The organism is Pseudomonas sp. G5(2012) (genome assembly GCF_000408945.1).
Taxonomy (GTDB): Bacteria; Pseudomonadota; Gammaproteobacteria; order Pseudomonadales; family Pseudomonadaceae; genus Aquipseudomonas; species Aquipseudomonas umsongensis.
On the sequence record NZ_APIO01000025.1, the window covers coordinates 80,317 to 100,907 of the forward strand.

The window sequence follows — 20,591 nt, forward strand, 5'->3', positions numbered from 1 at the left end:
CATGACGACACACATTTCACGTTCGGCGTTGCTGCCGTACCCCGCGCAAGCGCTGTATGACCTGGTCAACGACGTGGCGCGTTATCCGGAATTCCTGCCCTGGTGCTCTTCAGCTGAAGTGCTGGAAAGCTCTGCCGATCATATGCGCGCGAGCGTTGGCGTGGCCAAGGGCGGGCTCAGCCAGCATTTCGTGACGCGCAACACCCTGGTGCCCGGCCAGTCGATCGAGATGAACCTCGAGGAGGGGCCGTTCACCCAGTTGCATGGCGTTTGGGTGTTCAAGCCGTTGGGTGAGAAGGCCTGCAAGATCAGCCTGGACCTGTCGTTCGATTATGCAGGGCCGATCATTCGCGCCACCCTGGGGCCGTTGTTCAATCAGGCAGCGAATACGCTGGTGGACGCGTTCTGCCAGCGCGCCAAGCAAATGCATGGTTGAGGCGATGATAGAAATCGAGGTGGTCTATGCCGCCGTTGATCGTCAGCTGCTCTTGTCGGTGAGCGTGCCGGCAGGAACCACCGTTCGCGCCGCGTTGTTGAAGTCCGGCATGCGTCAGGCTTTTCCTGAGCTGGACCTGTCGCAGTGTCCGGTGGGGATCTTCGGCAAGGTGATTGCCGATCCCGACAGTCGTCCGGTTCAATCAGGTGATCGCATCGAGATCTACCGGCCGTTGCTGGCGGACCCGAAGGAAGTGCGTCGCCTGCGTGCGGCGAAGGCTGCCGAGGCCAAGGCCCGGAATCAGTAAGTCGGGTAAATGCCAGGCGTAAAAAAACCCGGACATGCCGGGTTTTTTTATGTCGCAAATTATTGCGGCGAGGTTTCCAGAGGTTCTGGAGTCGGGACTGGCACGGTTTCGACACCGTCCACTTCCTTCTGGATCTGATCGAGCAACGAGCCAGGCTTGACCGGTTTTTCCGGTTTCGGCTGCTCGACCTGCTCTGCTGGCGCAGTCACGGTGGTGCCAGTGTCCTTGCCCAGAATGGCTTCGTCGCGGCTCATGCCAGGCATGAAATCGCCAGAGAGACTGACAAGCTGGTCATTTGAGTTGAAGATAACGCTAATGCGTTCCTGTTGGCGTTCGCCGCCACCCGGTTGCAGGCTATACAGGTAATCCCAGCGATCGGCGTGGAACGTATCGGTCAGCAGGGGGTTGCCCATGATAAACCTTACTTGCTTACGGGTCATTCCCGGGCGTAACTGGTCTATCATGTCCTGCGTGACGACATTGCCCTGCTGGATGTCGATTTTGTAAACCCCGGGGAATGAACAACCGGCGAGTGCGAGCAGTCCCACAAAGGTGAAACTGGTTAGCAAGAGCTTGGTGTTTTGCATCGGTGGGCGACTTCCACTATCTTGGCTGGGACAACGTAAACGCCGATCATACCCGCATTAAGAGAAGCTGCGAAGCAGCATCGCGAGAAAGCTGACCATGGTTGAAAATAGCGAACTACGCAAAGCCGGCCTCAAAGTGACCCTGCCACGGGTCAAGATTCTGCAAATGCTCGACTCTGCCGAGCAGCGCCACATGAGTGCCGAGGATGTCTATAAGGCATTGATGGAGGCTGGCGAGGACGTCGGTCTGGCCACGGTTTACCGTGTACTGACCCAGTTCGAGGCAGCTGGACTTGTGGTGCGACACAACTTCGACGGAGGCCATGCGGTCTTCGAACTGGACGACGGCAAGCATCACGATCATATGGTCAACGTCGAAACCAGCGAAGTGATCGAATTCTTCGACGAAGAAATCGAGCGCCTGCAGAAAGCCATCGTCGACAAGTACGGTTTCGAGATGGTTGATCACAATCTTGTGTTGTACGTGCGCAAGAAAAAGTAAGCATGTCGCGCGAACCCAGGGTTCGCGAAACGAACGAAGGCGACCCCAGGGTCGCCTTCGTGCTTTCTGCCGCTTGTGCGGTTTGCAAACGGTTCTGTAGGAGCTGCCGAAGGCTGCGATCTTGTATGGGCAAAGTCAAAAGATCGCAGCCTTCGGCAGCTCCTACAGGGTTCGTTTTAGATTTTTGCAGTGACGACCATTTTCTTGGCGTGAGCCAGGGATTCCTTGGTGAGATCGATCCCGCCCAGCATTCGCGCCACTTCTTCTACGCGATCGTTCTTGCTTAATTTGGAGACGGCCGTGCGAGTGGCATCTTCGCCCCGGACTTTGTGCACGAACAGGTGCTGATGCCCTTGTGCGGCAACTTGGGGCAGGTGCGTGACCGTCAGGACCTGCCCGCGTTCACCAAGCCTGCGCAGCAATTGGCCGACGATTTCTGCAGTCGGTCCGCCAATGCCGACGTCCACTTCGTCGAACACCAAGGTCGGGACCCGGGACGTTTGCGCGGTGATTACCTGGATCGCCAGGCTGATACGCGACAGTTCGCCACCCGATGCCACCTTCGCCAGGGCTTTTAATGGCTGCCCCGGGTTAGCGCTAACCAACAGTTCCACCTGTTCGAGTCCGTTCGGAAGCAATTCATTGCTGCTGTTCGGTCGCAGCTCAATGGCAAAGCGCCCTCCGGGCATGCCCAGGCGCTGGATCTCCTGTTCCACCGCGCTGGCCAGGCTGCTGGAGGCTTGGTGGCGCAGGTCGCTCAACTCTCGAGCCTTCTCCTGATAATGACGGGCATAAGACGCCAGCTCATCACTCAGTCGCTCGATGGATTCATCGTTGGCGTTCAGGGTTTCGATTTCATCCAGTAACCGCTGTTGCATCTCTGCGACCTCGGTTGGCTGGATGCGGTGCTTGCGTGCCATGGTGTAGATCGCATCGAGGCGTTCTTCCAGGTATTGAAGGCGCGCCGGGTCTGCGTCGAAGTTATCCAGGAAGCGGTTCAGCTCACCCACGGCTTCTTCAACCTGGATCTGCGCGCTGGTCAGCAAGCTGCTGGCTTCGCCCAGCGCGCCAATCGAGTTGTTCACGCTCGACAGGCGATTAAGGCTTGCAGTCAGGGCGTTCAGGACATTGCCGGAATCACTCTCGCTACATTGTTCGACCACTTGCCGGCAGATACCCAGCAAGGTTTCCGCGTTGGTCAGGTTCTTGTGTTCCTGTTCCAACTGCTCCAGCTCGTTGTCGCCGAGGCCAAGGTTTTCAAGCTCTTCAAGTTGGTAGCTGAGCAACTGATGGCGAGCGCGCTGCTCGTCGCCGGAGTTGGACAGTCGCTCAAGCTCCTGGTGAGTCTGGCGCCAGCGCTGGGCGGCCAGGTGCACCTGGCGGGCAAGGTCCGTGGCGCCGGCGTATTCGTCGAGCAGGCGGCGATGGGTATCGGTCTTGAGCAGGGACTGGTGTTCATGCTGGCTATGGATGTCGATCAGCAGTTCGCCCAGGGCCTTGAGGTCGCCCAGCGGGCAGGGGGTGCCGTTGATGTAGCCGCGCGAGCGCCCTTCGGCGGTAATGACTCGGCGCAGGATGCACGGGCCGTCGTTCTCGAGGTCGCGTTCGGCGAGCCAGGCGCTGGCTTCCGGGATGTCGGCCAGGTCAAAGGTTGCCAGGATGTCGGCTTTGTCTGCGCCGGGGCGGACCACGCCGCTGTCGGCTCGATCGCCGAGGGTCAGGCCCAGGGCGTCGAGCATGATCGACTTGCCGGCGCCGGTTTCCCCTGTGATCACGCTCATGCCTCGATCAAGTTCAAGATCGAGATGTTCAACGATGGCGTAGTTATGTACGGACAGGTGCACCAGCATGAAGGCCGCTCCCAGGCTTTAGGTCTGGTTATTTATACAGTGTTTTATTTGCGGCTGACAATGCCCCTCGTTAGCTCGATTTGCTTGATCCGACGAAATCCTTAGCGCGGAGGGGAATGACAATGCAGCTGTTTTTTGTAGGGTTAATGTTTGATCAGCCCTTGAAGCCGGATTTTGCGGCCCCATATAGCTGGACAGAAGCGCGAGTCAGGCTCGCGGACGATATTGAAAGGAGAATTCTATGGCTGACGAACAGACAGTGGATACGCAAAATCTAGACGCCGATCAGGCTTCCCAGGCTTCGGGTGATGACCTGGCGGCTCGTGTACAAGTGCTCGAAGAGCAACTGGCAGGTGCGCAGGATCAGGCTTTGCGTGTAGCCGCCGATCTGCAGAACGTCCGCCGTCGCGCCGAGCAGGATGTAGAAAAAGCTCACAAGTTCGCGCTGGAAAAATTCGCCGGCGACCTGCTGCCGATCATCGACAGCCTGGAGCGTGGCCTGGAATTGTCCAGCCCGGATGACGAAAGCATTCGTCCGATGCGTGAAGGCATCGAGCTGACCCTGAAAATGTTCCAGGACACCCTGAAGCGTTATCAGCTGGAAGCGATCGATCCGCATGGCGAGCCGTTCAACGCCGTTCTTCATCAGGCAATGGCCATGCAGGAAAGCGCTGACCTCGAGCCAAACAGCGTGCTCAAGGTGTTCCAGAAGGGCTACCAGCTTAACGGTCGCCTGCTGCGCCCGGCGATGGTCGTGGTCAGCAAGGCTCCGGCGCCAGTTTCGCCTTCTATTGACGAGCAGGCTTGAAATTAGCCGCAAGGCCCCCATTTAGAAGTCAAGCGTTTAAGTGCTACCGCAGTTAGCCACCACTGCTGCGGCAACCAAATCCAAAGTTTCGGGAGAGTGAACATGGGCAAAATTATCGGTATCGACCTGGGGACCACCAACTCCTGCGTCTCCGTGCTTGAAAACGGCGTAGCCAAAGTTATTGAAAACGCCGAAGGCGCGCGTACCACGCCGTCGATCATCGCTTACGCCAACGATGGCGAAATCCTGGTCGGCCAGTCCGCCAAGCGTCAGGCTGTGACCAACCCGCATAACACCCTGTACGCCGTGAAGCGTCTGATCGGTCGCAAGTTCGACGAAGAAGTCGTGCAGAAAGACATCAAGATGGTTCCGTACAAGATCGCCAAGGCTGACAACGGTGACGCCTGGGTTGAAGTGAACGGCCAGAAGATGGCGCCGCCACAAATCTCGGCTGAAATCCTGAAGAAGATGAAGAAGACCGCCGAAGACTACCTCGGCGAGCCAGTGACTGAAGCGGTGATCACCGTTCCGGCCTACTTCAACGACAGCCAGCGTCAGGCGACCAAGGACGCCGGCCGCATCGCGGGCCTGGACGTGAAACGTATCATCAACGAACCAACCGCGGCTGCTCTGGCTTACGGTATGGACAAGGCCAAGGGCGATCACACCGTGATCGTTTATGACCTGGGTGGCGGTACTTTCGACGTTTCCGTGATCGAGATCGCTGAAGTCGATGGCGAGCACCAGTTCGAAGTGTTGGCCACCAACGGCGACACCTTCCTGGGTGGTGAGGACTTCGACATTCGTCTGATCGACTACCTCGTCGACGAATTCAAGAAAGAAAGCGGCATGAACCTCAAGGGTGATCCGCTGGCGATGCAGCGCCTGAAAGAAGCCGCTGAAAAAGCCAAGATCGAGCTGTCTTCCGCTCAGTCGACCGACGTCAACCTGCCGTACATCACTGCAGACGCTACCGGTCCTAAGCACTTGAACGTGAAGATCTCCCGCGCCAAGCTGGAAGCGCTGGTTGAAGACCTGGTTCAACGCACTATCGAACCTTGCCGCATTGCGCTGAAAGACTCCGGTATCGACGTTGGCGCGATCAACGACGTGATCCTGGTCGGCGGTCAGACCCGTATGCCACTGGTTCAGAAGCTGGTGACCGAGTTCTTCGGTAAAGAAGCACGTAAAGACGTGAACCCGGACGAAGCTGTTGCCATGGGTGCTGCCATCCAGGGTGCGGTACTGGCCGGTGACGTGAAAGACGTTCTGCTGCTGGACGTTAGCCCGCTGACCCTGGGTATCGAAACCATGGGTGGCGTGATGACTGCGCTGATCGAGAAAAACACCACGATTCCTACCAAGAAATCGCAAGTGTTCTCGACTGCCGACGACAACCAGGGCGCCGTGACCATTCACGTGCTGCAAGGTGAGCGTAAGCAGGCTGCACAGAACAAGTCCCTGGGCAAGTTCGACCTGGCCGAGATTCCACCAGCACCACGTGGCGTGCCACAAATCGAAGTGACCTTCGACATCGACGCCAACGGCATCCTGCACGTAGGCGCCAAGGACAAGGCCACCGGCAAGACTCAGTCGATCGTGATCAAGGCCAACTCCGGCCTGTCCGATGAAGAGATCGAGCGCATGGTGCGTGACGCCGAGGCCAATGCCGAGGAAGACCGCAAGTTCGAAGAACTGGCCGCTGCCCGTAACCAGGGTGACGCACTGGTTCACTCGACGCGCAAAATGGTCGCTGACGCTGGCGACAAGGTAAGCGCTGAAGAGAAGACTGCGATCGAAGCTGCCGTGGTTGCCCTGGAAGCCGCTGTAAAAGGCGACGACAAGGCTGCTATCGAAGCCAAGGTTGAAGAACTGTCGAAAGTCTCCGCTCCAGTGGCGCAGAAGATGTACGCCGAACAGGCTCAGCCTGCTGAAGGCGCGGCACCGCACGACGACAAGGCGCAAAAGGCAGACGACGTTGTCGATGCTGAGTTCGAAGAAGTAAAAGACCACAAGTAAGTTGTTGGTCGGCCGGTTGACTGCCTTCAGGCGGTGACTGGTAGGATGTCGCCGCGCGGGAGCTTGCTCCCGCGTTGGCGTGTCTGGAGTCAGCGAATTTTTACAGCATGCGACACGGTTCGCTTGTTGGCGGCATGGTCGGGAATGCTCCTGCTTTCCGAGCCGAAAGTGCCACATTGAAACAAAGACCAGGATCGTTGAATTGACGTGAGTTGGGTCCGGGCCTGTATTGGGGCTCAACGAGTTTGACGAGGCTCAGGAGAGGTTTGTCGAACGTCCTCAAGAGTGCAGAGACTTATGGCAAAGCGTGACTATTACGAAGTATTGGGTGTTGAGCGAGGTTCAAGCGAGGCGGACCTGAAAAAGGCCTACCGTCGCCTGGCGATGAAGCACCACCCGGACCGTAATCCTGATGACAAGGCGTCGGAAGAGATGTTCAAGGAGGCCAACGAGGCCTACGAAGTGCTCTCCGATTCCAGCAAGCGTGCGGCCTACGACCAGTACGGTCATGCCGGTGTCGACCCGAGCATGGGTGGTGGCGGCGCCGGTTTCGGTGGCCAGAACTTCTCGGACATCTTTGGTGATGTCTTCAGCGACTTCTTCGGTGGCGGTCGCGGTGGTTCCCGCGGTGGTGCCCAGCGAGGCAGCGACCTGCGTTACACGTTGGAGCTGAACCTGGAAGAAGCGGTGCGTGGCACCAGCGTGAATATTCGCGTTCCGACACTGGTCAACTGCAAGCCATGTGACGGCTCGGGTGCCAAGAAAGGCTCTTCGCCGGTGACCTGCCCGACCTGTGGCGGTATCGGCCAGGTGCGCATGCAGCAAGGGTTCTTCTCGGTGCAGCAAACCTGTCCGCGTTGCCACGGCCAGGGCAAGATTATTTCCGATCCTTGCGATTCCTGCCATGGCGAAGGTCGTGTCGAAGAGTACAAGACCCTGTCGGTCAAAGTGCCGGCCGGTGTCGATACCGGTGACCGCATTCGCCTGTCGGGCGAGGGCGAGGCGGGTGCCCAGGGCGGGCCAACCGGCGATCTGTACGTGGTGATCAACGTGCGCGAGCACTCGATTTTCCAGCGTGACGGCAAGCATCTGTTCTGTGAAGTGCCTATCAGCTTCGTCGATGCGGCGTTGGGTGGCGAGCTGGAGATTCCGACCCTCGATGGTCGAGTCAAGCTGAAAATCCCTGAGGGGACTCAGACCGGCAAGCAGTTCCGCGTGCGTGGCAAGGGCGTTGCGCCTGTGCGTGGCGGCGGTGCGGGTGACTTGATGTGCCGTGTGGCAGTCGAGACGCCAGTCAACCTGAGCCGTCGCCAGCGTGAAATGCTCGAAGAGTTCCGCAGCTCCCTGGCGGACGACAACAGTCATTCCCCGAAAACCACGGGCTGGTTCGAAGGCGTGAAGCGCTTCTTCGGCGATTTGTAAGGAGACAGGCATGCGACGTATAGCTGTGATGGGCGCCGCCGGGCGCATGGGCAAAACCCTGATCGAGGCTGTGCAGCAGGCGCCAGGTGCCGGCCTGACGGCGGCAGTGGATCGTCCTGACAGTACGCTGGTCGGCGCGGACGCCGGTGAGCTGGCGGCTATCGGTCGCATCGGCGTGCCGCTGTCGGGTGACCTGGATCGCGTGGTCGATGAGTTCGACGTGCTGATCGACTTCACTCATCCGACGGTGACCCTGAAAAACCTCGCCTTCTGCCGCAAGCACAACAAGGCGATGATCATTGGCACCACCGGCTTCAGTGTTGAAGAGAAGCAGTTGCTGGCAGAGGCGGGCAAGGATATCCCGATCGTCTTCGCGGCCAATTTCAGCGTCGGTGTAAACCTGTGCCTGAAGCTGCTCGATACCGCCGCCCGGGTGCTGGGCGATGATGTCGATATCGAGATCACCGAAGCTCACCATCGGCATAAAGTCGATGCGCCGTCCGGTACGGCCGTGCGCATGGGTGAGGTGATTGCCGATGCCCTGGGTCGCGACCTGAAGAAAGTCGCGGTTTACGGTCGTGAGGGCCAGACCGGTGCTCGCGAGCGCGAGACCATCGGTTTTGCCACGGTGCGCGCTGGCGATATCGTGGGTGATCACACTGTGTTGTTCGCAGCCGACGGTGAGCGTGTCGAGATCACTCACAAGGCCTCCAGCCGCATGACCTTCGCCAAGGGTGCGGTGCGTGCTGCTTTGTGGCTCGACGGGCGTGAAGCGGGTCTTTATGACATGCAAGACGTGCTCGACCTGCGTTAAGATGCACCCTAAATCGGGCTCGCGCACAGCGTTTGAGCCCGGTTTTACCCCGCCAAGCGACGACCTGTCGCATTCTCCAGCCTTTAAGGCTCATTGGCGGTAGACCAAAAATGCCTTTTTCTGTAAGCTACAGCTTTAGTGTGTCCACTAAAAGCGCGCAGAATAATTCAGTGAAGAAGCGGGGTGACGTGTCCATACGTCACTCCGCTTTTTTACAACCTGCGATCGCCCTTTCAGGCTTTATTTACGGGAGGTCTTCTTGACTAAGCCAGCCATACTCGCCCTTGCTGATGGCAGCATTTTTCGCGGCGAAGCCATTGGAGCCGACGGTCAAACCGTTGGTGAGGTGGTGTTCAACACCGCAATGACCGGCTATCAGGAAATCCTTACCGATCCTTCCTACGCCCAACAGATCGTTACCCTGACTTACCCGCACATCGGCAATACCGGCACCACGCCGGAAGACGCCGAGTCCAACCGCGTCTGGTCTGCTGGCCTGGTCATCCGTGACCTGCCGCTGGTGGCGAGCAACTGGCGTAACACGATGTCCCTGTCGGACTACCTGAAGGCCAACAACGTCGTCGCCATCGCCGGTATCGACACTCGCCGCCTGACGCGCATCCTGCGTGAAAAAGGTGCGCAGAACGGCTGCATCATGGCCGGTGACAACATTTCCGAAGAAGCCGCCATCGCCGCTGCCCAAGGCTTCCCTGGCCTCAAGGGCATGGACCTGGCGAAAGTCGTCAGTACCAAAGAGAAGTACGAGTGGCGTTCGACTGTCTGGGATCTGAAGACCGACAGCCACGCGACCATCGAAGCCTCCGAACTGCCGTACCACGTGGTGGCCTACGACTACGGCGTCAAGGTGAACATCCTGCGCATGCTGGTCGAGCGCGGTTGCCGCGTGACCGTGGTACCTGCACAAACTCCAGCCGCCGAAGCGCTGGCCCTGAAGCCGGACGGCGTGTTCCTGTCCAACGGCCCTGGCGATCCCGAGCCTTGCGACTACGCGATCCAGGCGATCAAGGATGTGCTGGAAACCGACATCCCGGTGTTCGGTATCTGCCTCGGTCACCAACTGCTGGCCCTGGCCTCCGGCGCCAAGACCCTGAAAATGGGTCACGGCCACCACGGTGCCAACCACCCGGTCCAGGATCTGGACAGCGGCGTGGTGATGATCACCAGCCAGAACCACGGTTTTGCGGTAGACGAAGCCACCCTGCCTGCCAACGTTCGCGCGATTCACAAATCGCTGTTCGACGGCACCCTGCAAGGTATCGAGCGTACCGACAAGAGCGCCTTCAGCTTCCAGGGTCACCCTGAAGCCAGCCCTGGCCCGAACGACGTAGCACCTCTGTTCGATCGCTTCATCAACGAGATGGCCAAGCGACGCTGATCGCTCGCCCTGATGTTGCAAAGCTTGAGGGTGGTCCCGATATCGGCGACCCCTTCAAGTCTTCACAGATTGAACAAGACGGCTTGCCGACTGACCTGCGGATTTGAGTGACAAACCCATGCCAAAACGTACAGACATTAAAAGCATCCTGATTCTTGGCGCTGGCCCGATCGTGATCGGCCAGGCCTGCGAATTCGACTACTCCGGCGCCCAGGCCTGCAAAGCCCTGCGCGAAGAGGGCTACCGCGTCATCCTGGTGAACTCCAACCCGGCCACCATCATGACCGACCCGGCCATGGCCGACGCCACCTACATCGAGCCGATCAAGTGGCAGACCGTTGCCAAGATCATCGAGAAAGAGCGTCCGGACGCGCTGCTGCCGACCATGGGCGGCCAGACCGCCCTGAACTGCGCCCTGGACCTGGAGCGCGAAGGCGTCCTGGAGAAGTTCGGCGTAGAAATGATCGGTGCCAACGCCGACACCATCGACAAGGCTGAAGACCGTTCGCGTTTCGACAAGGCGATGAAATCCATCGGCCTGGCGTGCCCGCGTTCCGGCATCGCCCACAGCATGGAAGAGGCCAATGCGGTCCTCGAGAAGCTGGGCTTCCCGTGCATCATCCGTCCGTCCTTCACCATGGGCGGCACCGGTGGCGGTATCGCGTACAACCGTGAAGAGTTCGAAGAAATCTGCGCCCGCGGCCTGGACCTGTCTCCGACCAAAGAGCTGCTGATCGACGAATCGCTGATCGGTTGGAAAGAATATGAAATGGAAGTTGTCCGCGACAAAAAGGACAACTGCATCATCGTCTGCTCCATCGAAAACTTTGACCCGATGGGCGTGCACACGGGTGACTCGATCACCGTGGCGCCGGCACAGACCCTGACCGACAAGGAATACCAGATCCTGCGTAACGCCTCCCTGGCGGTACTGCGTGAGATCGGCGTGGAAACCGGCGGTTCGAACGTTCAGTTCGGTATCTGCCCGAACACCGGCCGCATGGTCGTGATCGAAATGAACCCGCGTGTATCCCGTTCCTCGGCACTGGCCTCGAAGGCCACCGGTTTCCCGATCGCCAAGGTCGCGGCCAAGCTGGCTGTGGGCTACACCCTGGATGAGCTGTCGAACGACATCACCGGCGGCAAGACCCCGGCGTCCTTCGAACCGTCCATCGACTACGTCGTGACCAAGCTGCCACGTTTCGCCTTCGAGAAGTTCTCCAAGGCTGATGCGCGCCTGACCACTCAGATGAAGTCGGTAGGTGAAGTCATGGCCATCGGCCGCACCTTCCAGGAATCCCTGCAGAAAGCCCTGCGCGGCCTGGAAGTCGGTGTTTGCGGTCTGGACGAGAAGGTTGACCTGCGCAACCCGGAAAGCATGAGCATCCTCAAGCGCGAACTGACCGTGCCGGGCGCCGAGCGTATCTGGTACGTGGCGGACGCCATGCGCGCTGGCATGAGCGTTGAAGACATCTTCGGCATGACCATGATCGATCCTTGGTTCCTGGTGCAGATGGAAGATCTGATCAAGGACGAAGAGAAGGTCAAGACCCTGGGTCTGACCAGCATCGACCGTGACCTGATGTTCCGCCTCAAGCGCAAGGGCTTCTCCGACATGCGCCTGGCCAAGCTGCTGGGTGTGACCGAGAAGAGCCTGCGTGCCCACCGCCACAAGCTGGAAATCTTCCCGGTCTACAAGCGCGTCGACACCTGCGCCGCCGAGTTCGCCACCGATACCGCGTACCTGTACTCCACGTACGAAGAAGAGTGCGAAGCCGCGCCGTCGGGCCGCGACAAGATCATGATCCTGGGTGGCGGTCCTAACCGTATCGGCCAGGGCATCGAGTTCGACTACTGCTGCGTACACGCGGCACTGGCCCTGCGCGATGACGGTTACGAGACCATCATGGTCAACTGCAACCCGGAAACCGTTTCCACCGACTACGACACCTCCGACCGCCTGTACTTCGAACCAGTGACCCTGGAAGACGTGCTGGAAATCGTCCGCGTCGAGAAGCCAAAAGGCGTGATCGTCCAGTACGGCGGCCAGACCCCGCTGAAACTGGCCCGTGCCCTGGAAGCCGCTGGCGTGCCGATCATCGGCACCAGCCCTGACGCCATCGACCGTGCCGAAGACCGCGAGCGCTTCCAGCAAATGGTCCAGCGCCTGAACCTGCGTCAGCCGCCAAACGCCACTGTGCGCAGCGAAGACGAAGCGATTCGTGCAGCCAGCAAGATCGGTTACCCGCTGGTGGTGCGCCCGTCCTATGTACTGGGCGGTCGTGCGATGGAAATCGTCTACGAAGAAGAAGAACTCAAGCGCTACCTGCGTGAAGCGGTTCAAGTGTCCAACGACAGCCCGGTGCTGCTGGACCACTTCCTCAACTGCGCCATTGAAATGGACGTGGATGCGGTCTGCGACGGCAAGGACGTAGTGATCGGCGCGATCATGCAGCACATCGAGCAGGCCGGCGTTCACTCCGGTGACTCCGCGTGCTCGCTGCCGCCATACTCCCTGCCGGCGCACATCCAGGACGAAATGCGCGAACAGGTCAAGAAAATGGCCCTGGAACTGGGTGTGGTCGGCCTGATGAACGTTCAGTTGGCGCTGCAAGGCGAAGACATCTACGTCATCGAAGTCAACCCGCGCGCTTCGCGTACCGTACCGTTCGTGTCCAAGTGCATCGGTGTTTCCCTGGCGATGATCGCAGCGCGCGTGATGGCCGGTAAAACCCTGCAGGAGCTGGGTTTCACCAAGGAAATTATCCCGAACTTCTACAGCGTGAAAGAAGCGGTGTTCCCGTTCGCCAAATTCCCTGGCGTCGACCCGATCCTCGGCCCAGAGATGAAGTCGACCGGCGAAGTGATGGGCGTGGGCGACACCTTCGGTGAAGCATTCGCCAAGGCCCAGATGGGTGCCAGCGAAGTACTGCCGACCGGCGGTACTGCGTTCATCAGCGTACGTGATGACGACAAGCCACTGGTTGCAGGCGTGGCCCGTGATCTGATCAACTTGGGCTTTGAAGTGGTTGCCACTGCCGGTACTGCCAAGCTGATCGAAGCCGCAGGCCTGAAAGTGCGCCGCGTGAACAAGGTGACCGAAGGGCGTCCGCACGTAGTCGACATGATCAAGAATGACGAAGTCACCTTGATCATCAACACCACCGAAGGCCGTCAGTCGATCGCTGACTCCTATTCCATTCGTCGCAATGCCCTGCAGCACAAGATTTACTGCACCACCACCATTGCTGCTGGCGAAGCGATCTGCGAAGCGCTGAAGTTCGGTCCCGAGAAGACCGTACGCCGCTTGCAGGATCTACACGCAGGATTGAAGGCATGAGCATAACGAAGTACCCGATGACCGTTCAGGGCGCTCGCGCCCTGGAGGAAGAGCACGCTCACCTGACCAAAGTCGTCCGTCCAAAGCTCAGCCAGGACATCGGTACGGCCCGTGAGTTGGGCGACTTGAAGGAAAACGCCGAATACCACGCTGCTCGCGAGCAGCAGGGTATGGTCGAGGCGCGGATTCGTGACATCGAAGGCCGAATTCAGAATCAGGTCATCATCGACGTCACGACCATTCCTCACACTGGCAAGGTTATCTTCGGCACCACCGTCGAAATCGCCAACGTCGAGACTGATGAAAGCGTCACTTACCACATCGTGGGTGAGGATGAGGCTGACTTCAAACTCGGCAAGATTTCGGTCGGTTCACCCTTGGCTCGAGCCTTGATCGGCAAGGAAGAGGGTGATGTGGTCGTCGTCAAAACGCCTGGTGGCGTTATCGAGTACGAGATTGTCGAAGTCCGTCACATCTGAAGCAAGGCGCCCGCTGAATGCGGGCGCCATGCTCTGGCAGCTGGCCCAGATGTTGTGGGTCGGCGGTCTGTGGCTGGTGCATCTCGGTTTGCAGCCGGTGTTGGGTCGAATTGGCCTGGCACCGTTGCTGATCGATGAGATCGCCGGCATGTTCGAGACCGTGGTGGTGGGGTTTGCCGCCGTGTGCGTGATCTTTCAGGCTTTGGTGCTGGTACAGGCTAATGGCCTTGCCAGTCTATGGCGGGATTTTCGTGGGCAGGTGCTGCTGGTCGCGTTGTGCGCCTGTGCGATGTTTGTGGCCGTGCCTATCGGCTGGCCGGATGCGCAGCGCTGGCAGGTGTTCAGCTATCTGGTTTTGGGGTTCTCGGGGCTGGTGCTGATTATGCAGCCGGTGCCCGGATGGAGTGTCAGGGTGCGCGAAGCACACCCTTGACCCTTGTCATCACTTGAAGCGATGGACGTTCGACAGCTGCTTGTTGACGCTGAAGTTCTTGCGGTAAATCAGTGCCATCTTGCCGATGACCTGTACCAGATCCGCTTTGCCAACCTTGCACAGCTCGGCAATGGATGCCAGGCGCGATTCGCGATCGAGGATATTGAGCTTGATCTTGATCAGTTCGTGATCCGCCAATGCGCGTTCAAATTCGGCTAACACACCTTCAGTCAAACCGTTGTCAGCCACAATCAAAACCGGTTTCAGATGGTGGCCAATGGATTTGTACTGTTTCTTCTGCTCTTGAGTGAGCGGCATAATCTGACCCTTTCGTCTGGATTCTGTAAAATGGCGGCCATTTTACCCGAGGGTTCGTGGATCCGCCCAACTAATCACGACCCTTATCATCGAGGTGCCCAATGGCGCGTTCCAAGACAAGCCTTGGTTGGCTGAAAAGACATGTCAATGATCCCTATGTGAAGCAGGCGCAGAAGGATGGCTACCGCTCGCGTGCGAGTTACAAGCTTCTGGAGGTCCAGGAGAAATACAAGCTGATCCGTCCGGGCATGACCGTTGTTGACCTGGGGGCGGCGCCTGGTGGCTGGTCGCAGGTCACTAGCCGGCTGATCGGTGGTCAGGGGCGCCTGATCGCCTCGGATATCCTGGAAATGGACAGCATTCCGGACGTGACTTTCATCCAGGGGGACTTTACCCAGGACGAAGTGCTCGCTCAGATCCTGGACGCCGTCGGTAATTCGCCGGTGGACCTTGTGATTTCCGATATGGCCCCCAATATGAGTGGTACGCCTGCCGTAGATATGCCCAAAGCCATGTTTCTTTGCGAGCTGGCGCTTGATCTGGCAGCCCGGATACTCAAGCCGGGTGGTAATTTTGTGATCAAGGTTTTTCAGGGTGAAGGGTTTGATGCTTACGTGAAGGACGCTCGTCAGAAATTCGACAAGGTCCAGATGATCAAGCCGGACTCTTCCCGAGGCAGCTCCCGCGAGCAATACATGCTGGCTTGGGGCTACCGCGGCCGGAGTGAATAAAACGCGGTTTTTTTGCAGGGCAATAGGAATTTCGTATTTCGCCCTGTGGGAAATAGCGAATATTGTGTAGGAAGAGTTTCACAAAGGGTTACAGACGGCGCCTGCCAGAGTTGTAGGTAATGTAGTAAGTTAGGCCGGTGAATATCATGCGAAGCGCGCGCCAACAGCGGCGCTTGCTTCAGAGGGTAGTTAATTGAACGATATGGCAAAGAATCTGATCCTGTGGTTGATCATCGCGGCTGTCCTGGTGACAGTGATGAACAACTTCTCCAGCCCTAACGAGCCGCAGACCCTCAACTATTCCGACTTCATCCAGCAGGTCAAGGATGGCAAGGTCGAGCGCGTGGCGGTTGATGGCTACGTGATTACCGGCAAGCGCAACGATGGCGACAGCTTCAAGACCATTCGTCCGGCAATCCAGGACAACGGCCTGATCGGCGACCTGGTGGATAACCACGTCGTGGTCGAAGGCAAGCAGCCTGAACAGCAAAGCATCTGGACCCAACTCCTGGTCGCGAGCTTCCCGATCCTGGTGATCATCGCCGTGTTCATGTTCTTCATGCGCCAGATGCAGGGCGGTGCCGGTGGCAAGGGCGGGCCGATGAGCTTTGGCAAGAGCAAGGCGCGCCTGCTCTCCGAAGACCAGGTGAAAACCACCCTGGCAGACGTTGCCGGTTGCGACGAAGCCAAGGAAGAAGTCGGTGAGCTGGTCGAGTTCCTGCGTGATCCGGGCAAGTTCCAGCGCCTGGGTGGCCGCATTCCTCGTGGCGTATTGATGGTCGGTCCTCCGGGTACCGGTAAGACCTTGCTGGCCAAGGCGATTGCCGGCGAAGCCAAGGTGCCTTTCTTTACCATTTCCGGTTCCGATTTCGTCGAGATGTTCGTCGGTGTCGGTGCAAGCCGTGTTCGCGACATGTTCGAACAGGCCAAGAAACACGCTCCATGCATCATCTTCATCGATGAAATCGACGCCGTCGGTCGCCACCGTGGTGCCGGCATGGGCGGTGGTCACGACGAACGCGAGCAGACACTCAACCAGTTGCTGGTGGAGATGGACGGCTTCGAAATGAACGATGGCATCATCGTGATTGCCGCGACCAACCGTCCTGACGTGTTGGACCCTGCGCTGCTGCGTCCGGGCCGTTTCGACCGTCAGGTCGTGGTCGGTCTGCCGGATATCCGTGGTCGCGAACAGATTCTCAAGGTCCACATGCGCAAGGTGCCAATGGGCGACGACGTCGCTCCGGCAGTGATCGCTCGTGGTACCCCGGGTTTCTCTGGTGCCGACCTGGCCAACCTGGTCAACGAGGCGTCGTTGTTCGCTGCCCGTGCCGGCAAGCGCATCGTCGAAATGAAAGAGTTCGAACTGGCCAAGGACAAGATCATGATGGGCGCCGAGCGCAAATCCATGGTCATGTCCGAGAAAGAAAAGCAGAACACCGCTTATCACGAAGCTGGCCACGCCATTGTGGGTCGCGTCGTGCCTGAGCATGACCCGGTTTACAAGGTCTCGATCATCCCGCGCGGTCGTGCGCTGGGCGTGACCATGTTCCTGCCGGAAGAAGATCGCTACAGCCTGTCCAAGCGTGCGCTGATCAGCCAGATCTGCTCGCTTTACGGTGGCCGTATCGCTGAAGAAATGACCCTGGGCTTCGATGGCGTCACCACTGGTGCGTCCAACGACATCATGCGTGCCAGCCAGATTGCACGGAACATGGTGACCAAGTGGGGTCTTTCCGAAAAACTCGGTCCGCTGATGTACGCTGAAGAGGAAGGTGAAGTGTTCCTCGGTCGCGGAGGCGGTGGCCAGAGTGCAAGTTTCTCCGGTGAGACAGCCAAGCTGATCGACTCCGAAGTGCGCAGCATCATCGACCAGTGCTACGGCACCGCCAAGCAGATCCTCACGGACAACCGTGACAAGCTCGACGCCATGGCCGATGCCCTGATGAAGTATGAAACCATCGATGCCGAGCAGATCGACGACATCATGGCTGGACGCACACCTCGCGAGCCTCGCGACTGGTCGGGTGGCACGGGTACCTCCGGTACGCCGCCAGCGGTGCAGGGTGAGCGTCCGGAAACACCTATCGGCGGTCCCGCTGCTGACGTTTAAGGTTTGAAATGACTTTTGTTCAGTCCTCGACCCGGTTGCCTTGCGGCAACCGGGTTCTTGATTTGTCCCAGACGCATGTCATGGGCATTCTCAATGTCACTCCCGATTCTTTCTCCGATGGTGGCAAATTCAGCCAGCTCGATACGGCGTTGCGCCATGCGCAAGCCATGGTTGCGGCTGGCGCCACCTTGATCGATGTTGGCGGCGAGTCTACTCGGCCAGGCGCGAGGGCGGTTTCACCGCTCGAAGAGCTTGAGCGCGTGGCACCAATCGTTGAAATGATTCACCGTGAACTGGATGTGATCATCTCGGTCGATACCTCCACGCCCGCGGTCATGCGCGAATCGGCGCGGCTGGGTGCCGGCCTGATCAATGACGTGCGTTCCTTGCGCCGCGAGGGTGCCCTGGATGCGGCGGCGGCGACCGGCTTGCCCGTTTGCCTGATGCATATGCTCGGTGAGCCGGGTGACATGCAGGACAACCCGCACTACCAGGACGTCACCCAAGAGGTGGGCGAGTTTCTAGCCGAGCGCATGGCTCAATGTGCGACGGTGGGGATTCCAGCTGAGCGGATCATTCTTGATCCGGGTTTTGGGTTCGCAAAAAATCTGCAGCACAATCTAAGCTTGTTCAAGCATATGGAAGCCTTGCATGCCTTGGGGCGCCCGTTGTTGGTTGGGGTGTCGCGAAAGAGCATGATCGGTCAAGCGTTGAGTCGCCCTGTCGGTGAGCGCCTGTATGGCGGTCTTGCCCTGGCGGCGCTGGCAACGCACAAGGGCGCGCGTATATTGCGTGTCCATGACGTAGCTGAAACAGTTGATGTGGTGAAAATGATCACCGCAGTGGAATCAGCCGAATAAGAATTATGGAGTAGTTATGACAAAGAAATATTTTGGCACCGACGGCATTCGCGGTCGGGTCGGTGTTTATCCGATCACTCCTGACTTCATGCTCAAGCTGGGCTGGGCTGCCGGCATGGCGTTCCGCAAGATGGGTGCGTGCAAGGTGCTGGTGGGCAAGGACACGCGGATTTCCGGTTACATGTTCGAATCGGCGCTCGAGGCCGGGCTGACATCGGCGGGTGCCGACGTGATGCTCCTGGGCCCGATGCCGACACCGGCCATCGCCTACCTGACGCGTACCTTTCATGCCGAAGCCGGCATCGTGATCAGTGCTTCGCACAATCCCCATGACGACAATGGCATCAAGTTTTTCTCCGGGAAGGGCACCAAGCTTCCCGATGAGATCGAGCACATGATCGAAGAGTTGCTCGACACCCCGATGACCGTGGTTGAGTCGAGCAAGATCGGCAAGGTCTCGCGAATCAACGATGCCTCTGGCCGCTATATAGAATTCTGCAAGAGCAGCGTGCCAACCGGCACCAGCTTCTCCGGTCTGAAAATCGTCATCGATTGCGCCCACGGTGCGACGTACAAGGTGGCGCCAAGCGTATTTCGCGAGCTAGGTGCCGAGGTCGTGGTTCTGTCCGCGCACCCCAATGGCCTGAACATCAACGACAACTGCGGTTCAACCCACATGGGCCAATTGCAGGCTGCCGTCTTGGCCGAGCATGCCGACCTGGGTATCGCATTTGATGGTGACGGCGATCGGGTGTTGATGGTTGATCACACCGGTGCCATCGTCGATGGCGACGAGCTGCTGTTTATCATCGCTCGCGATCTGCATGAACAGGACAAGCTGCAAGGCGGCGTAGTCGGTACGTTGATGAGTAACCTGGGGCTGGAGCTCGCCCTCGCGGACCTGGCGATTCCCTTTGTGCGCGCCAACGTCGGTGACCGTTATGTGATCGCGGACCTGCTGGAGCGTAACTGGCTGATCGGTGGCGAGAACTCGGGGCATATCGTGTGCTTCCATCACACCACGACCGGTGATGCGATCATTGCCGCGTTGCAGGTGTTGATGGCGTTGAAGACTCGTTCGCAAGGGTTGGCAGAGGCTCGTCAGGCGTTACGCAAGTGCCCTCAGGTATTGATCAATGTGCGTTTCGGTGGCGGTGCAAACCCGCTCGAGCATGCGTCGGTCAAGGAAGCCAGCGAGCGTGTCACCCAGGCCATGGCGGGTCGCGGGCGCGTGTTGTTGCGCAAGTCCGGGACCGAGCCGCTGGTGCGTGTGATGGTCGAAGGCGAAGACGAAACCCTGGTTCGCGGCTATGCCGAAGAGCTGGCAAAACTGGTTACTGAAGTTTCTGCCTGAATTCGGCTTGCCAGCCTCGATTGTGTTGGGTAACATCTGCGCCCACTTTGACCGACGAGGTACAGCATGCGTCGCCCTATGGTAGCTGGTAACTGGAAGATGCACGGTACCCGCGCCAGCGTCGCTGAGCTGATCAACGGCCTACGTGACTTGGCCTTGCCGAGCGGTGTTGAAGTAGCGGTATTCCCGCCTTTGTTGCATATCAGCCAAGTGGTTGATGGCTTGAAAGGAAAGTCGATTTCGGTCGGTGCGCAGAATTCTGCGGTGGAATCCGGACAAGGTGCGCTGACCGGTGAGGTCTCGCCTAGTCAGTTGGTGGATGCAGGTTGTTCCCTGGTTCTTGTCGGGCATTCCGAGCGCCGCCAGTTAATGGGTGAGCAGGACGGAGTGCTGATTCGCAAGTTCGCAGCGGCACAGGCAAGTGGCCTGGTTCCGGTGTTGTGCATAGGGGAAACCCTTGAGCAGCGTGAAGCCGGGAAGACCCTTGAGGTTGTCTCGCAGCAATTGGGCAGCATCATCGATGAGTTGGGTGTCGGTGCGTTTGCAAAGGCAGTAATTGCTTACGAGCCGGTCTGGGCCATTGGCACCGGGCTGACTGCTTCGCCGCAACAGGCGCAGGATGTGCACGCAGCCATTCGCGCGCAGTTGGCGGCAGAGAATTCTGAAGTCGCACAAGGTGTGCGGCTTCTATACGGCGGCAGCGTGAAGGCGGCCAATGCGGTCGAACTGTTCGGCATGCCGGATATCGATGGGGGCCTCATTGGTGGGGCTTCCCTGAATGCAGATGAGTTCGGTGCGATTATTCGCGCCGCGGGAAACTGA

At 58.8% G+C, this 20,591-nt stretch carries 19 protein-coding genes; 16 read left to right on the top strand and 3 right to left on the bottom strand.

The window, feature by feature from the left end; translation table 11 throughout:
* Nucleotide 1: 1 nt before the first annotated feature.
* Nucleotides 2-436, top strand: coding sequence for a type II toxin-antitoxin system RatA family toxin (locus tag PG5_RS07535; RefSeq protein WP_020796518.1), 435 nt, complete (start codon nucleotides 2-4; stop codon nucleotides 434-436).
* Entirely contained in the window at nucleotides 429-743 is a 315-nt protein-coding gene (locus PG5_RS07540) for an RnfH family protein (protein ID WP_042955274.1), read from the top strand. The genes PG5_RS07535 and PG5_RS07540 overlap by 8 nt, the downstream gene beginning before the upstream one ends.
* A gap of 59 nt (nucleotides 744-802) precedes the next feature.
* Here the strand turns inward: PG5_RS07540 and PG5_RS07545 are convergent, their stop codons facing one another.
* On the bottom strand, nucleotides 803-1,330 hold the full coding sequence (locus tag PG5_RS07545) for an outer membrane protein assembly factor BamE (RefSeq protein WP_020796520.1): 528 nt from the start codon (nucleotides 1,328-1,330) through the stop codon (nucleotides 803-805).
* A gap of 97 nt (nucleotides 1,331-1,427) precedes the next feature.
* On the opposite strand from PG5_RS07545, the gene fur reads away from it, so the two are divergent.
* Complete coding sequence (fur, locus tag PG5_RS07550) at nucleotides 1,428-1,832, top strand: ferric iron uptake transcriptional regulator (RefSeq protein ID WP_003197684.1); 405 nt, start codon at nucleotides 1,428-1,430, stop codon at nucleotides 1,830-1,832.
* A 176-nt stretch (nucleotides 1,833-2,008) separates the two neighbouring features.
* Here the strand turns inward: fur and recN are convergent, their stop codons facing one another.
* Complete coding sequence (gene recN, locus PG5_RS07555; RefSeq protein WP_020796522.1) at nucleotides 2,009-3,682, bottom strand: DNA repair protein RecN; 1,674 nt, start codon at nucleotides 3,680-3,682, stop codon at nucleotides 2,009-2,011.
* A gap of 241 nt (nucleotides 3,683-3,923) precedes the next feature.
* Between recN and grpE the strand changes: the two genes are divergently transcribed.
* From grpE to PG5_RS07595, 8 genes are all read left to right on the top strand, one after another.
* Entirely contained in the window at nucleotides 3,924-4,490 is a 567-nt protein-coding gene (gene grpE, locus PG5_RS07560) for a nucleotide exchange factor GrpE (RefSeq protein ID WP_020796523.1), read from the top strand.
* A gap of 102 nt (nucleotides 4,491-4,592) precedes the next feature.
* The gene (dnaK, locus tag PG5_RS07565; protein ID WP_020796524.1) at nucleotides 4,593-6,509 is read left to right on the top strand and encodes a molecular chaperone DnaK; all 1,917 of its coding nucleotides are present in this window, start codon (nucleotides 4,593-4,595) and stop codon (nucleotides 6,507-6,509) included.
* Between the two features lie 297 nt (nucleotides 6,510-6,806).
* On the top strand, nucleotides 6,807-7,931 hold the full coding sequence (gene dnaJ, locus PG5_RS07570; RefSeq protein ID WP_020796525.1) for a molecular chaperone DnaJ: 1,125 nt from the start codon (nucleotides 6,807-6,809) through the stop codon (nucleotides 7,929-7,931).
* 10 nt (nucleotides 7,932-7,941) lie between these two features.
* A complete protein-coding gene (gene dapB, locus PG5_RS07575) occupies nucleotides 7,942-8,745 on the top strand; it encodes a 4-hydroxy-tetrahydrodipicolinate reductase (RefSeq protein WP_008057399.1) in 804 nt (267 codons plus the stop codon).
* 259 nt (nucleotides 8,746-9,004) lie between these two features.
* Nucleotides 9,005-10,141, top strand: coding sequence for a glutamine-hydrolyzing carbamoyl-phosphate synthase small subunit (gene carA, locus PG5_RS07580; RefSeq protein ID WP_020796526.1), 1,137 nt, complete (start codon nucleotides 9,005-9,007; stop codon nucleotides 10,139-10,141).
* A gap of 118 nt (nucleotides 10,142-10,259) precedes the next feature.
* Nucleotides 10,260-13,481, top strand: coding sequence for a carbamoyl-phosphate synthase large subunit (gene carB, locus PG5_RS07585; protein ID WP_020796527.1), 3,222 nt, complete (start codon nucleotides 10,260-10,262; stop codon nucleotides 13,479-13,481).
* Between the two features lie 2 nt (nucleotides 13,482-13,483).
* Complete coding sequence (gene greA / locus PG5_RS07590) at nucleotides 13,484-13,960, top strand: transcription elongation factor GreA (protein ID WP_032831479.1); 477 nt, start codon at nucleotides 13,484-13,486, stop codon at nucleotides 13,958-13,960.
* Nucleotides 13,961-13,988: 28 nt separating this feature from the next.
* Complete coding sequence (locus PG5_RS07595) at nucleotides 13,989-14,393, top strand: hypothetical protein (protein WP_020796528.1); 405 nt, start codon at nucleotides 13,989-13,991, stop codon at nucleotides 14,391-14,393.
* 9 nt (nucleotides 14,394-14,402) lie between these two features.
* Here the strand turns inward: PG5_RS07595 and PG5_RS07600 are convergent, their stop codons facing one another.
* Entirely contained in the window at nucleotides 14,403-14,711 is a 309-nt protein-coding gene (locus tag PG5_RS07600; protein WP_020796529.1) for a YhbY family RNA-binding protein, read from the bottom strand.
* Nucleotides 14,712-14,812: 101 nt separating this feature from the next.
* Between PG5_RS07600 and rlmE the strand changes: the two genes are divergently transcribed.
* From rlmE to tpiA, 5 genes are all read left to right on the top strand, one after another.
* Complete coding sequence (rlmE, locus tag PG5_RS07605) at nucleotides 14,813-15,442, top strand: 23S rRNA (uridine(2552)-2'-O)-methyltransferase RlmE (RefSeq protein WP_008057410.1); 630 nt, start codon at nucleotides 14,813-14,815, stop codon at nucleotides 15,440-15,442.
* 202 nt (nucleotides 15,443-15,644) lie between these two features.
* Nucleotides 15,645-17,555: an ATP-dependent zinc metalloprotease FtsH gene (gene ftsH, locus PG5_RS07610; RefSeq protein ID WP_020796530.1), complete on the top strand. Its 1,911-nt coding sequence runs from the start codon at nucleotides 15,645-15,647 to the stop codon at nucleotides 17,553-17,555.
* An 8-nt stretch (nucleotides 17,556-17,563) separates the two neighbouring features.
* Nucleotides 17,564-18,415: a dihydropteroate synthase gene (folP, locus tag PG5_RS07615; RefSeq protein ID WP_020796531.1), complete on the top strand. Its 852-nt coding sequence runs from the start codon at nucleotides 17,564-17,566 to the stop codon at nucleotides 18,413-18,415.
* 16 nt (nucleotides 18,416-18,431) lie between these two features.
* The gene (gene glmM / locus PG5_RS07620) at nucleotides 18,432-19,769 is read left to right on the top strand and encodes a phosphoglucosamine mutase (protein WP_020796532.1); all 1,338 of its coding nucleotides are present in this window, start codon (nucleotides 18,432-18,434) and stop codon (nucleotides 19,767-19,769) included.
* Nucleotides 19,770-19,835: 66 nt separating this feature from the next.
* On the top strand, nucleotides 19,836-20,591 hold the full coding sequence (gene tpiA, locus PG5_RS07625) for a triose-phosphate isomerase (RefSeq protein WP_033045245.1): 756 nt from the start codon (nucleotides 19,836-19,838) through the stop codon (nucleotides 20,589-20,591).